The following is a 14,543-nucleotide window of genomic DNA, read 5'->3' as shown; positions in this document are numbered from 1 at the left end:
ATCTCCGTATGTTAATACGGCGCACCCATTAGACTGAACCGGTTGTGGTGATGTTGAATGGACGTGCTAACGCGCTGTATTTTATTGTTATTTATATTGTTATCAATATGTGGTGCATGGAATGTGGTGATGTAACCGCATTGACGACCACTTTCTTATCGTTATCTTTACAATGAAAGCAAAATATATGCCAGAAATATAATAGAATGAATTATAGTTAATTTTATGTGACTGATATACGTTCAGGCAATGCAGTGTAAAATAATTTTACACTTTCGGGCCGCTCGGAAGCTGTTCAATACGCGATGCTGTCATTGTTCTGCCGGTCAGGGTGACACGAGTGTAGATTTTATGAACAGCGGGGTGAAGTGTATTTCTTTGTTATCTTCCGGTAGATTTTTTCCATGACCGCATTATTGTGCGCCTGCACGATAACCTGTGATCTGAACAGTGCGTACAGTTCAATGACACTGACAAGCACCATGATCAGAATACCGATCAGGGCAAGCGGTGTAAACAGCATAAATATCCCGGTGACAAATATACTGATATTCAACAGTCCGCGAATCCATTTGCCCAGATAGAAATGGTGCAGGCCGGCGATAAAGATATAGTTCAGCGTTGCATAGGTGTCGGGATCCTTCAGTTGTTTTTCCGTTTGCTGGTGAAAGGCAAGGCGTTTGTCGTCAGGCAGGTCGCGGACGCATTTGCGCAGACGTTCTTCTTCGTCAAGGACGTCCTGTTCGGATAGTTTAACTGTCATGATTGAACAGTTTCAGCGGCCGAGCGTAATGATCACGGCCTCGCGTTTCCAGAATAGCATGAAGCGTTTTTGTTCTACGAGTTGAAATACCAGCTGCCAGCCATCCGTGGCTTCTTTATTGAGAACCGATTCCAGTTTTTTGAGCGGTAAACCCGAGGCGCCCAAAATGATCGTACCCAGTCCACCTTCGGCAATATGCAGTATTTTATATTCCGAGAAAGCCATACAATGATCTTCCTTTTTCAGTTATTCATGCGATAGCGCTGAGAACAGCGCAGTAGAATGCAACAATCCAGAAATCAGGCAGTGTAATTATAGAACCGGAAAACATGGTCTGGCGAACTACTCGCGGACGTTACAACAATCGAATCAATCCGGCTGCTTCGCTGCCCAATAATCAGCGATTGTAATATATTCTTCAACGGTCAGGTTTTCCGCACGCAGAACGGGATCAATCTCCATGTGTCTAAAATCTTCAACGGTAAGATAGCCGGACAACGTGTTGCGCAGCGTTTTGCGCCGCTGTGAAAACGCGGCTGCGACAATACGGAAAAGTGCCGCTTCAATGGGCAAGGCCAGTGCCGGTTGTCCGGTCGGGCGCATGCGAACGATTGCCGATTCGACTTTGGGCGCCGGTCGAAAGGACGCGGCTGAGATGGTCAGCAGGTAATCCATTTCAAACCGGTATTGCAGCATGACCGACAAACGGCCATAGTCTGCAGTGGAAGGCAATGCAACCATGCGTCTGACTACTTCCTTTTGCAGCATAAAGTGCATGTCTTGAATCGATTCTGAAAATCGGGCAAGGTGAAACAGCAGCGGTGTCGAGATGTTATAGGGAAGGTTGCCAACGATGCGCAGCTTCCTGCCCAACGAGAAAAAATCAAACTTCAGCGCATCGGCAGAATGAATCGTCAGTTTATCCTGAGGGTGATCGTGCCTGAGTCTCTCGACAATATCCCGGTCCAGTTCTATGACAGTCAGGTGCTTCAGCGTTTGCAACAGCGGAATAGTCAATGCACCGAGTCCGGGGCCTATTTCGACCATGCGGTCATTTGGCTGCGGCCCAATGCATTCGATAATTTCCGAGATAACCTGGGGATTGACCAGAAAATTCTGACCAAAACGTTTGCGCGCCCTGTGAGCCGTATGCGCCATCTGTTTCATGGCGTTTGTACGGCTTGTTTGCCTGTCGCTGCTTTTGTGTTATTCGACAGTTCAATCGCCAGTTCAATAGCGGCAAGCAGACTGCCGGGATTGGCTTTGCCAGTTCCGGCAAGGTCCAGTGCAGTGCCGTGATCTACCGACGTGCGTATAATTGGCAATCCCAGCGTTACATTCACACCTGTACCGAAACTTGCATGCTTGAGTACGGGCAGTCCCTGATCATGATACATGGTAAAAATACAGTCGTAATTGGCCAGCTGAACCGGGTTAAACAGCGTGTCTGCAGGCAATGGTCCGTCAAGCAGTAACCCTTCCTGGCGCAATGTGTCCAGCGCCGGAATAATTGTGTCAATCTCTTCCGTGCCCAGATAACCTGATTCACCTGCGTGCGGATTCAGGCCTGCGACGGCGATGCGCGGACGGGAAATATTGAATCGATTGACCAAATCAAGCTGAATGATTCGCAGCTGGACCTCCAGGCTTTGCCGCGTGATTGCCGCCGGTACGTCTTTAAGCGGCAGATGGGTTGTCGCCAGCGTGATACGCATACCGCCGCCGACGAGCATCATGACGGTTCGGCTGCGCGTTAATTCCGCCAGGAATTCGGTATGCCCGGTAAATGCAATTCCTGCATCATTAATCACCCCTTTGTGAACGGGTGCGGTGACCATGGCGGTGTACAGTCCGTCGCAACAACCGGAAACGGCATGCTGCAGCGTATCCAGAACATAAGCTGCATTCGCGGGATACAATACGCCAGTCTGGACGGATTGTTGAAGCGGCCGGTGGAAAACCTGCAGGCAACCTTTACGATGCGGTGCGGGCGGGGCAGCGGTGATATCAGTAAGTTCGACAGCTATGCCGAGTTGCTGCGCGCGCGCTGCCAGTAAATCATGGTCGGCGATGATCACCAGTTTGCAGGATAACGGGTGCTGCGCCATTTGCAGGCAGATATCCGGTCCGATGCCGGCCGGCTCACCAGCTGTCAGTGCAATGGACGGTAGCGGTTCAGCAGTCATCAGATATCATCTGCACGGTATTCGACATAGGCCTGATCGCGAAGCTGGCGAAGCATTTCCTGGACGACGACTTCTGCTTTACGGGACCGGATCGCCTGCCGTGCATTTTCGCGCTGATGCTCGTCGCTGACATCCTTTTCGCGACGCTCGATGACCTGAATCAAATGCCAGCCAAACTGGGTTTTTACAGGGTCGCTGATTTGTCCGGGTAGCAGTTGATTCATCGCTTTTTCAAATGGCGGCACAGTATTGCCCGGAGACAACCAGCCAAGATCACCGCCCGATGAAGCGCTGCCGTCTTCGGAATGCAGTTTGGCCATTTCAGCAAAATTGGCACCCTGTTCGATACGCGATTTCAACTGCAGGATTTCTTCTCTGGCATCGCTGTCCGAGGTTAATTCATTGACTTTGATCAGAATATGACGGGCATGGATCTGGTCGATCACAACGGCACTATTTTCCTGCTCGCGCCGGTCGATGAGTTTGAAAATGTGAAATCCGTTCGGGCTCTGCACGACGGGTGTGATTTCACCGGAGTCGAGCGGCGAGAGCAGTTGCGCAAATGTCGGTCCCATTTGTGTGATGGGCCGCCAGTCAAGCATGCCGCCGTTCATGGCATCCGGTGCATCGGAAAATTCGGCAGCGACGTGTGCAAAATCAGCGCCTTCCTGAATTTTTTTCAGCGCCTGCTCAGCGCGCAGACTGCGATCGTGGATTTGCGCGGGGTCCATGTGTTCGGTAACGGAAATCAGAATATGCGCTAGCAGGAATTCTTCATTGCCGGCAGCCGAAGCTTCCTGCGTGCGCAGGAAATTGTCGATTTCGCCATCGGTGACATTGACCTGGCTGTTAATCTGCCGTTCTCTCAAACGGGCAAGAATAATTTCGTCTCGGATTTCCTTGCGGAATTTATTGAAACTGATGCCGTCCTGTTCAAGTACCGAGTAAAATTCCTGTAGCGACAGTTTGTTTTCATCGGCAATGCGGCGGATGGTTTCGTCAAGTTCGCTATCACTGACGGACATGCCGATTTCCCTGGCATGCTGCAGTTGTATCGATTTAATCACCAGCGTTTCCAGTACCTGACTCTGCATTGAACTCAGTTCCGGCGGTTCAATGCCTTGCTGCTTAAGATTTCGGGTTGCGGTGACAACCGCGTTGTCAAGCTCCCGTTGCGTGATGACATCTTCGTTCACAATTGCCGCGATACGGTCAAGCAGGTTGCTATCGGCTGCGAGACTGCTGGATGAATCGTCTGATTCGGATTCAGGGTCGACAGATGTCTCGTCGTCACCGATAAGCGGCATATCAATCGATAAATTATCAGTAGACAGGCTGATATCATCGGTTTCGGCTGCCGTTAGCAACGGCGACAAAATCATTAAACCAATAATAAGTGTAGACAATATTTTTTTTGGCATAAGCATCTATGAATCACACTGGGTTCAAAATTAATACTGACGGGTTTTCTCAATAAATACTTGCATAACCCGGAATGCTTTGTTCCAGTACACGTAACGGATTGGAACCGATATTCATCAATCCGTTCAATTCAAGCTGTACGAACACTGCCGTCGTGCTTCGGCTTGTTGTCGTTGTCAATTTTTGGACCACGACACGGAATTTATAGCAGCAGGAGATATATTCAAATCCGGCCAGACCGGCAAGCAGCCGGTCGTCGCGCAACGAATAGTTCACGCGGGCGACAGTATGCCAGTTGGAAAAGAACGGCCATTGAATCGAGGTGTCCACCTGCTTGATCGCGGTATTGAGCTGATTGTCCGGTATATCGAGACGCTCCTGTACATCACGCGTATACCGGTAGCCCAGGTTAATGACCTTGCCCAGTTCAGGCCGGTAACTGATACCAGCGCGTATTTTTTCCGTACGCAGCGACTTCTGGTCAAGCTGAATATTGACGTCCGTGCTGATTTCGCGGGTAATGCGACCGGCCAGCGCCGCAATAAAATCGGCCCTGCGGCTGGTGACCTGCGATGAATCAAGAATAACGCGGCGGTCGATGAAACGGAACTGCTGACCGACCGCGGCTCTGAGCCGTTCGATTCCGGTCGATGGTTCCAGCAGTCGGGAGGTCAGTGCCAGCGTGATCTGATTGGCATCGTTGATACGGTCATGACCGCTGAAACGGTTTTCCGTGAGCATTTGCGCAAAACTGAAGTCCGATTCCGCTGAATCGAAATTGGGCAGAAAGCTTTGGTCCTTGAAAGGGGCGTAAACATAAAACGCACGCGGTTCCAGCGTCTGAATATAGTTATTGCCGCCGATGGATACATTGCGGTCGAATATCACGCCGCTGTCGAGACTGACGATCGGTATTACCCGGTCGGTATTGCTGCCGACCGTGCCGACATTTTCGGACAATGCGTATTGAGTGTAGTGCAATCCGAATTTGGGTGTGATGAAACCGTAGGAATTACGAAACGGGACACTGACTGTAGGGTAAAGCGTCAACCGTCTGCCTTCAGTACGGTCCGCGCTTGAATGCGCGAAATTGGTCCAGGTTGCGTTCAAACCGAAATCCATGCCGGCAACATTACGTTTGATGGCGTTCATCGTCAGTTGCGGCAAACGCTTGTAGGGCGAGATGATCAGCAGGTTGGAATTCTGCGGCAGAAACGGGTCCTGCAATGTCTGGAAGCGTTGCGCTATTGCGGAAAAACTGACCGTGCCGTCAAGCCCCAGATCGCCATGGTAAAACAGACCGGCCTGTTGCAGCAGGTTTGTACGGCTGGTTTGCGACAGATTATTGGACAAATCGCGCAAAAAACGGTCGTCCGATACCCGGTTATAGTCCAGCTGGCCGCGCCAGCCGTGTCCCAGGTATTGTCCATGCTGAAAGGAGATTCCGTAACGTGTTTTGTGTGTGTCGAAATCGTCGGGCAGTACGTCGGCCTGAACGCGGCCATGCACGCCATGGCCGATGTAACGCGCTTCATTACTGAGCATGAATCCGCGTTCCGACATGACGCGCGGTGCGATGGTCGCGTCCATGTTCGGAGCGATGTTGAAGTAATATGGTATTGCCAGATCGGCGCCACTGCGTTTTGTATGGCCGACAACCGGCGCCAGAAAACCGCTTTTGCGCTGGCCGGTGTATGAAAAATCCAGCCAGGGGGTATACAGGATGGGCACACCTTTGAAAACAACACTGACGTTGCGTGCTACTCCGACTTCTTTTTCGCTGTCGATCTTCAGATCGCTTGCCCGAATATACCAGTCTTCGTCGTCGACGGGGCAGGTGGTGTATTCGCCTTTTTTCAGGCGATACTGGTTTTTGCCTTCAAAAAAAAGCCGCTCCCCTGTGCCGCGCCCGTCGCCTTCTTTCATGGTATAGCGGGGTTCGGTTAGAAAGCCGACCTGGGTGTCGAGATTCAGTTTGAGATAGTCGCCTTCGATAAAATCATTTTTCCTGTCCAGATGTAGATTACCGGTGACTTCGGCATCCTTGGACTGCGGAAAATACTTCATACGGTCGGCTGTCAGCGTCATGTCCGCATGGCACAGCGTGGCATTCCCGATTGCTTCCATTTCCTGCTCATAAATGCCTTCCACGCGGTCGGCCTTGATCGTCACGGTGTCCGGTCCGGTTTTGGCGGCTGTGTCATTGCCTGCTGGAACTGTTGCCGATGATGCGGGTTTCTGACGGGGTTTGACGATGGTGTCTTCTGCCAGCAAAGCCGAGGACAGGCAGCAACTGAAGACCAGGTAAAGGATTGAACGGATAGCGTGTTTTTTTTCTTTTTTCATGCTTGTGTTTTCAACACCGGCTGCTGCGCGTCTGCCTATATCAGGTATATCAGATCAACACGCTTTTGAACGATTGACAGTATCATAGCGATTCCAGGTGAATTCCAGCCTGTCGTGCCATACAGTGAATCATGCGAATCTGAGCCTTTTCTTTTAATTGTCTCAGCGTTGCGTACAGTTTCTCCTGCGTCCTGCCAAAGCCTCGCTGTCCCTTTATTGCCGTTTGGTTTATGGTGATTCCGGTTGATGAAGGCATCAAAGCCCAACGCCTGTTAATTCAAACACGCAATTATATGATAAAGCCGGTGAATAACACAGATATGCAGTGAAATTAACGATGAATCAGGGTGCGGTCATGTTTTTTGCCTATATGAAAACTGTGATTGTTGCGAATGTAGAATGATTGGGCATGGGTTTATAAGCATCAATGCTGAATTATAATCGCGCGTATGCTTTATCGTAGATATCGTATTTCATTCAATTGTCATCATACCGGTTTATTATCGATGGATTTGTGTGTACGCTATTGCCCAGGGGCAGGGTAGACAGTTACCGTGTGAATGTTAAACAGTACATTTTGACAGGATACGTTGAAAACCAGTTGAGGTTGCCATGTTAAATCCCAGAGAAGTCAAAACCATTGAGGACGCGCGGCAGATTGTTAATGAACGCAATCTGTCGCATGTCAAAATCGGCATCTTCGATATCGACGGTGTGATGCGCGGTAAATATCTCAGTGCGGACAAGTTTCTCGCGTCGCTGGAAGACGGGCTTGCGTTCTGCGACGTGGTGCTGGGCTGGGACTCAAAGGACCAGCTCTACGACAACACTGCCTATACGGGCTGGCACACCGGTTACCCCGATGCGCCGGTGCGTATTGTCGTTGACAGCTGCCGAGAGATTCCGTTTGAAGAAAACACGTTGTTGTTTATCTGTGAATTTGCAGGGGAGGCAGCGTCGATCTGCCCGCGCAATCTGCTTAAACGCGTCATTCAGCGTGCAAGCGACATGGGGTTTGATGCGTTTGCCGCGTTTGAATATGAATTTTTCATGTTCAGGGAAACATCCGAGAGCGTACGCGAAAAAAATTTCAGAAATCTGCAACCGTTGACGCAGGGGTGGTTTGGGTATTCGGTGTTGCGCAGTTCGGTCTATGCCGGCTTTATGGAACAGGTTCTGTATATGGCAGAGACGATGGACTTTCCGATTGAAGGACTGCACGATGAAACCGGCCCGGGTGTGCTCGAGGCGGCATTGGCGGTGGACAGTGCCGGCGATGCGGCGGACAAGGCGGCGCTGTTTAAGACATTCATGAAAGTGCTGGCACAGCGAAATGATCTGATGGCAACCTTCATGGCCAAATGGTCGCCGGACTGTCCCGGCCAGAGCGGCCATATCCACTTGTCGCTACGACATCGCAAAGACGGTTGTTCGGCGTTTTATGACGCGAACCAGGCGCATCATATGAGCGCAACCCAGCGTCAATTTCTCGCCGGTCAGCAGCGCCTGATGCCCGAGTTTCTGGCCATGATCGCACCAACGGTGAACAGTTATACACGGTTGGTTCCGGGCGCCTGGGCGCCGACCGGTGCGACCTGTGGTGTGGAAAACCGTACTACGGCCCTGCGGGTGATTCCCGGCAGCGACAAGTCGCAGCGTATCGAATATCGTATCGGCGCGGCTGACGGCAATCCGTATATAGCGCTGGCCGCGGCGCTGGCTTCCGGTCTGTACGGCGTCATGCACCAGTGGGAGCACGATCCGTTTGTCAAAGGCGATGCGTATCAGCATCCGTTACCGTCGCATCTGGCGCTGCCTGCGACTTTATGGGACGCAGCGCAGCGGCTCAGGCAGTCCACCGCCGCGCGCGAGCTGTTTGGCGATGCGTTTGTCGACCACTTTGCGGCGACGCGCGAATGGGAAGAGCGCCAGTTCCGCAAACATATTACCGAGTGGGAGCTGGAGCGGTATTTCGAAATCATCTGAGACTATGACAAAGACACAACAAACGATCAGTCCCATCGACGGTTCCGTATATGTCGAGCGCAGACTGGCAAGTAACGAACAGGTCCATGCAGCACTGGCAAAGGCGAAACATGCGCAAACAGGCTGGCATGATACGCCGCTGGAACAACGCAAGGCGATATGCAGCCGTGCTGTCGAAGCAGTTGTCGCCAATAAAGCGGCGATTGCCGAGGAGCTGTGCTGGCAGATGGGAAGACCGATCCGTTATGCCGCTAACGAAGTTGCCAGTTTTGCAGAACGGTCACGCTATATGATCTCCATTGCGGATGGCGCGCTCGCACCAGTACAGACCAGCGACAAACCCGGTTTCATCCGCTACATCAGCCGCGGGCCCGTGGGTACTGTACTGGTAATCGCACCGTGGAACTACCCGCTGCACACGCCCATTAATTCGATTATTCCGGCATTGCTGGCGGGAAATGCGGTCATACTCAAGCATTCCGCGCAAACACCGCTATGCGCCGAGCGGATTTTTGAGGCGTTTCAGCAGGCCGGTATTCCGGAAGGAGTTTTTCAGTATTTACATATGTCGCATGCGGCTGCAGAAGATGTCATTCAGTCGGGGCAGGTTGATTTCATCGCTTTTACCGGTTCGGTATCGGTCGGCGCGCGGATTGAACAACTGGCTGCAGGGCGTTTCATCGGCGTCGGACTGGAGCTGGGCGGCAAGGACCCGAGTTATATCCGCGCAGATGCAGACCTGGATGATGCCGTAGAGAATACCGTCGACGGCGCTTTTTTCAATTCCGGCCAGTCCTGCTGCGGGATCGAGCGTATTTATGTACATGCATCTGTGTATGAGTCTTATGTCGGGAAATTCGTGAATCTGGTACAACAATACCGGCTGGGCCGTCCCGACGACCCTGAAACCACGCTGGGACCGCTCGTCAGTGCCCGGGCGGCTGCACTCGTGCGCGACCAGGTCAACGAGGCCGTTGCGCAGGGTGCCGTGGCGCACATCAATTCACTGGATTTTCCGCTGGACAGAATTGATACGCCGTATATGGCGCCACAGGTGCTTACAGAAGTGAATCACAGCATGCGTGTGATGACCGAGGAGACTTTCGGACCGGTCGTCGGAATAATGAAAGTGGATTCCGATGCGCAGGCGGTAAAGCTGATGAACGATAGTCCTTACGGGCTGACTGCATCGGTTTTTACACGGGATATCGAAGCGGCCGAGGCACTGGGGCGACAGATCGAGACCGGCACCTTTTTTGCCAATCGCTGCGATTATCTCGACCCTGAGCTTGCCTGGACCGGCGTTAAAAATACCGGGCGCGGCTGTACGCTGTCGAAACTGGGTTTTAACGCGTTTACCCGCCCCAAATCTTTTCATATCAAAATCATACCGTAAGAGGCGCATCATGCCTGATTTTCATGCCAACTGGAATTACCCCACAGCAATCAGTCTGGGCAGCGGCCGTATTGGTGTGTTACCCGAAGCCTGTAAGCAGCAGGGCATGGTCGCGCCGCTGCTGGTTACCGATCCGGGTCTGGCGGCGTTACCGTTTGTTCAGGGAATTGTCGACCGCTGCCATACAGCCGGTGTATGCTGCGCAATATTCAGCGGCATTCGTGGAAATCCGACAGGCCAGAATGTCACCGATGGTGTGGCTGCTTATCATGCAGGCGGTCACGACGGGGTTATTGCGCTGGGTGGCGGTTCGGCGCTCGATGCCGGCAAAGCGGTCGCATTGATGACCGGACAGCAGCGTCCGTTGTGGGATTTTGAAGATTGTGGCGATAACTGGCAGCGCGTGGACGAAGCGGGCATGGCGCCCGTGATTGCCGTACCCACCACCGCCGGGACCGGTTCCGAAGTGGGGCGCGCGTCCGTGATCACCGATACCGAACAGCAACGCAAACGCATCATTTTTCACCCAAGAATGCTGCCCATTCAGGTGATTCTCGATCCGGAGCTGACTGTGTCGCTGCCCGCCAGCATAACTGCCGCAACCGGCATGGACGCGTTGTCGCATAATCTGGAAGCGTATTGTGCGCCATTTTACCATCCGATGGCGGACGGCATTGCCATGGAAGGCATGCGTATGGTAAAGCAATACCTGCCGACCGCTTTTGCGAACGGACAGGACCTGGAAGCACGCACGCACATGCTGTCCGCGTCAATGATGGGCGCGACCGCTTTTCAAAAAGGACTGGGCGGCATGCACGCCATCGCGCATTCATTGGGCGCCTTATACGATGCGCACCACGGGCTGCTCAACGCCATTCTGATGCCGTACATTCTAAAAGCGAATGAGGCGGCAATCGAAAACCGGATCGTACGCTTAGCCCGTTTTTTAGCGCTCGATACGAATTCTTTTAACGGTTTTATGGAGTGGGTGCTGGCATTACGCGACCAGTTGGGCATACCGCACAACCTGTCCATGATTGGCATCGATACGTCACAGGCTGAACGGATTGGAGAAATGGCTGTTGCCGATCCATCTGCAGGCGGTAATCCGGTCGACCTTAGTGCTGAACATTACAGCGCTATTTTTGTCGATGCCGTCAATGGCAGGCTTTAGTGTTGGTTGTTAATTTGAATACAATACGCTATCGAGTATGAAAGTAGGTATTTTGCAGTGTGACCATGTGCGCGAGGAGTTGCAACCGAGATTCGGCGATTATCCGCAGATGATTGCCAATCTGTTTGACGGTGTAGCGCCGGACTGCAGGTTCCGGGTGTTTCGCGTGCAGGCGTTCGAGTATCCCGACAGTCTGGATGAATGCGATGCCTATATCACTACCGGCAGTCGTCACGGCGTCAACGACGGTCATCCGTGGATTCTGCGTCTGGAAGATTTTGTTCGTCAGCTGCACCAGGCGAAAAAGCGGTATGTGGGTATCTGCTTCGGTCACCAGCTAATGATCAAGGCGCTTGGCGGTGAAGTCAGAAAGTCCGACAAAGGCTGGGGAATCGGTGTAACGGTCAATCAGTTGCTGCACACCAGACCCTGGATGCAGCCGGCGCAACCGGCGCTGAATCTGATAGCCAGTCATCAGGACCAGGTCGTCTCGCTGCCGCCGACTGTCGATATCGACGTGCTCGCCGGCAGTTCGTTCTGCCCCTATTACATGCTGGCCTGTGGCGATCATTTTTTCAGCGTTCAGGGGCACCCGGAGTTTATCAAGGCGTACTCCAATGCACTGATGGAAATCCGCCGCGCCATCATTCCGGCAGAGCGCATCGAGCAGGGGATTGCATCGCTGCAGAAAACGCTTGATGATCAGTTGTTCGCGCGCTGGGCGGTCAACTTTTTCAATGCGCCCAGTCGCTGATGCCTGTAACTTTATACAAATACTGCTTGTTCGACCGGCCGGCTTTGCCGGTCGGGTTAATCCATGAATAACACTGGAGGTGTTGTATGCAGAATCCTGTTGGTTGGTTTGAAATTTATGTGGACGATATGGCAAAAGCAAAATCCTTTTATGAAGCGGTGTTTGAATGCGAACTGGAGCAGCTGAGTAGTCCGGACGTCGAGTTATGGTGTTTTTCCGGCGATCAGAATGCATACGGCGCCATGGGCGCGCTGGTCAAAATGGAGGGCTGTACGGCGGGAGGTAACAGCACGATCGTGTACTTTGCCTGCGACGACTGCGCAATCCAGCAGGCCCGCTCAGCCGAACACGGCGGCAAGGTGCTTAAGGAAAAATTTTCAATCGGCGAATACGGTTTTATTGCCCTGGTGGCAGACACCGAAGGCAACATGATCGGTCTGCACTCGATGAAGTGATGCGGGTATACTGGTGTACATCAACCTGTCAAAAAAGTGAATGGAATGCAGTTGCCAAAATTATTCCATCGATATTACAAATAGTTATGTTGTGATGAAGTTTGTAAATGCTTTGTTGTGCCGTCATCAGCTGACCAGTTGCTGATAGATTAACGGCAGCACCTGGGACAGGCGGTCGGGCCGGTTTACGATGGTGTATCCGCCCTTGCCGAACAGATAGGGAAAGTAATCCTGCGCTTTGCGGTCGACGGTGATGCCGAATACGGACAGTCCCGACTGACGCACCTCGAGAATGGCGTGCCGGGTATCTTCAATACCATACCGGCCCTCATAATAGTCCAGATCGTTGGGCTTGCCGTCACTGAGCAGCAGCATCAGGCGATTGCGTTCGGGGCGACTGTTTAGTAATTGTTGTGTGTGCCGCAGAGCGGCACCCATGCGAGTGTAATAACCGGGACGCAATGAGGCGATGCGGCGCAGCGTTTTGTCGTTGTAGGCTTCGTTGAAATCCTTGACGGCGGCAATGCGCACGAAATCTCTTTTGCGCGAGGTGAAGGTATAGATGGCAAATGTGTCTCGGCAGGCCGACAGTCCGGTTGCCAGTGTAACCAGCGCCTCTTTTTCAACATCGAGAATGCGCCTGCCGCCGATCCAGCTATCGGTGGATAGGGAGACATCCACCAGGATGGCGACAGCAAGATCGCGGGCCTGCCGCTGCGATTTCATGTAGATCTGGTCCGAGCAGTTGCCGTTGGCAAGCAGATCGCTTTGCGAGCGCACCAGCGCGTCCATGTCCAGTTCGACGCCATCCAGCTGGTTGCGTAAAATCTCGCGTCTGGGACGGATCGCTTCAAATTGACGACGAACTTTGCGAAAGCGCCGTCTTGTCTGGAGATCCGGCGTCCACGTTTCTCCTTTTTCTTCGGCCTGCTGAAAAATGATCCGGCATTGGCTGGCATGATAGCTGGCGCGTCGGTAGTCCCATTCCGGGTAGGTTAATTCATCAATCAATAACAATGGGTTAACATCGCCAGGCGCCAGATCGAGATCGAATTTCAGTCTGGTTGCGGCTGGGCGCTGATGCGTGCTGAGCGCGATTTCTTCCATGTCTTTGGCGGCGTTTTGCGCGCTATCCGCATCGTCGTCCTGGACGGCGCGATTGATATTGAGCATTTCGGACCAGCTGAAGAGTTTCTCAAACCGGTTTAACAGCAGCGGATCATCACGCTCGCTTTGTTCGAACCGCTCCCTGCGGCCTTTTTTTCTCTGATTGTCATGCATGTCCTGACTGCCGCCGTCCTGGTCGGCATGATCCTTTTCTGTAGCAGGTGACAGGACGGATGAACGGATTTTTCCCCAGAGCGGGACTGGCAGAAATGGCTGGTAGTGTTTTGCTGCTTGCCAGTGGCTGAAATCGGGTGTGGACTGTTGGACTGTCTGTAACATCGCATGCGCTAACGGATCGTTACACGGCTTCCCCAACAGCGTTCGAACCACATTCTCGACAGCCTGTTCCTGCCCGGGCAGCGGGCGCCGTGGCCGCTGTGCGATTAATGCGTCGCAAAGATGCTGATAATCGCTGGCAAGAACGGGAAACCGTTCGCTGATTTGAGCACAGGTACGGTAAGCGTGGTGCAGATAAGCGAGATCGGCCTGCAACGGATCATGCGGTTCAGTAAAGGCCGGTTGTCTGGATACGGCGAAATAGCCAGCCAGCCAGAAATAAAGACGCCGGTTCAGCTCGCGGGTAGGAAAGTATGCTACCGTTTCAGGCAGTAAAATTCTTTCCGAATCGCCTTCGATGAGCGACATGGATTCTTTCTCGATACCCAGGCGCTGTGTCAGTTTAAGACGGTGTCCTGACGATTGCCGGGCGGCAACAGCAAATGTAATGCCGGGTGCGCCACCCAGTCCACGGAAATAAACACTGAGCGGTGTGCGGATCGAATCGAGCGAGACGGCGGCGTCCGCATAGTCCGGGTAGCTGCCGGCCTTGCCGACAAGCCGATGCCAGCAGCGGCCGACCAGTTCCTCCAGTTCAAGAAAATCCCAGTGACTCAC

The 14,543-nt window shown here is 52.7% G+C and carries 13 protein-coding genes; 5 read left to right on the top strand and 8 right to left on the bottom strand.

Annotation, left to right across the window (positions count from 1 at the left end; all coding sequences use genetic code 11):
• Positions 1-349: 349 nt before the first annotated feature.
• The 7 genes from BMX44_RS04000 to BMX44_RS16745 form a co-directional block, all read right to left on the bottom strand.
• A complete protein-coding gene (locus BMX44_RS04000) occupies positions 350-763 on the bottom strand; it encodes a TM2 domain-containing protein (RefSeq protein ID WP_090628335.1) in 414 nt (137 codons plus the stop codon).
• 12 nt (positions 764-775) lie between these two features.
• Positions 776-988 (bottom strand): DUF4177 domain-containing protein, encoded by a 213-nt coding sequence (locus BMX44_RS03995; protein ID WP_090628331.1) that lies wholly within the window; start codon positions 986-988, stop codon positions 776-778.
• A 144-nt stretch (positions 989-1,132) separates the two neighbouring features.
• Entirely contained in the window at positions 1,133-1,930 is a 798-nt protein-coding gene (rsmA, locus tag BMX44_RS03990; protein WP_245738821.1) for a 16S rRNA (adenine(1518)-N(6)/adenine(1519)-N(6))-dimethyltransferase RsmA, read from the bottom strand.
• Entirely contained in the window at positions 1,927-2,949 is a 1,023-nt protein-coding gene (pdxA, locus tag BMX44_RS03985; RefSeq protein ID WP_090628328.1) for a 4-hydroxythreonine-4-phosphate dehydrogenase PdxA, read from the bottom strand. Before pdxA ends, rsmA begins: the two co-directional genes overlap by 4 nt.
• On the bottom strand, positions 2,949-4,370 hold the full coding sequence (locus tag BMX44_RS03980) for a peptidylprolyl isomerase (RefSeq protein ID WP_245738820.1): 1,422 nt from the start codon (positions 4,368-4,370) through the stop codon (positions 2,949-2,951). Before BMX44_RS03980 ends, pdxA begins: the two co-directional genes overlap by 1 nt.
• 49 nt (positions 4,371-4,419) lie before the next feature.
• On the bottom strand, positions 4,420-6,717 hold the full coding sequence (locus tag BMX44_RS03975; RefSeq protein ID WP_090628324.1) for an LPS-assembly protein LptD: 2,298 nt from the start codon (positions 6,715-6,717) through the stop codon (positions 4,420-4,422).
• An 82-nt stretch (positions 6,718-6,799) separates the two neighbouring features.
• Entirely contained in the window at positions 6,800-6,973 is a 174-nt protein-coding gene (locus BMX44_RS16745; RefSeq protein ID WP_177167666.1) for a hypothetical protein, read from the bottom strand.
• Positions 6,974-7,329: 356 nt separating this feature from the next.
• On the opposite strand from BMX44_RS16745, the gene BMX44_RS03965 reads away from it, so the two are divergent.
• From BMX44_RS03965 to BMX44_RS03945, 5 genes are all read left to right on the top strand, one after another.
• Positions 7,330-8,703 carry a glutamine synthetase family protein gene (locus BMX44_RS03965; protein ID WP_090628319.1) on the top strand — a complete coding sequence of 458 codons (1,374 nt, stop codon included), beginning with the start codon at positions 7,330-7,332 and terminating at the stop codon, positions 8,701-8,703.
• Between the two features lie 4 nt (positions 8,704-8,707).
• Complete coding sequence (locus tag BMX44_RS03960) at positions 8,708-10,099, top strand: aldehyde dehydrogenase family protein (protein WP_090628316.1); 1,392 nt, start codon at positions 8,708-8,710, stop codon at positions 10,097-10,099.
• Positions 10,100-10,109: 10 nt separating this feature from the next.
• Entirely contained in the window at positions 10,110-11,273 is a 1,164-nt protein-coding gene (locus BMX44_RS03955) for an iron-containing alcohol dehydrogenase (RefSeq protein ID WP_090628314.1), read from the top strand.
• A 37-nt stretch (positions 11,274-11,310) separates the two neighbouring features.
• Positions 11,311-12,027, top strand: a complete 717-nt coding sequence (locus tag BMX44_RS03950) for a glutamine amidotransferase-related protein (RefSeq protein WP_090628311.1) — start codon at positions 11,311-11,313, stop codon at positions 12,025-12,027.
• 86 nt (positions 12,028-12,113) lie between these two features.
• On the top strand, positions 12,114-12,482 hold the full coding sequence (locus tag BMX44_RS03945; RefSeq protein WP_090628310.1) for a VOC family protein: 369 nt from the start codon (positions 12,114-12,116) through the stop codon (positions 12,480-12,482).
• 126 nt (positions 12,483-12,608) lie between these two features.
• On the opposite strand, the gene BMX44_RS03940 is transcribed toward BMX44_RS03945, so the two are convergent.
• The gene (locus BMX44_RS03940) at positions 12,609-14,543 is read right to left on the bottom strand and encodes a nitric oxide reductase activation protein NorD (RefSeq protein ID WP_090628309.1); all 1,935 of its coding nucleotides are present in this window, start codon (positions 14,541-14,543) and stop codon (positions 12,609-12,611) included.

The organism is Nitrosomonas marina (assembly GCF_900110145.1).
Lineage (GTDB): Bacteria > Pseudomonadota > Gammaproteobacteria > Burkholderiales > Nitrosomonadaceae > Nitrosomonas > Nitrosomonas marina.
This window is presented reverse-complemented; position numbering and strand designations above follow the sequence as displayed.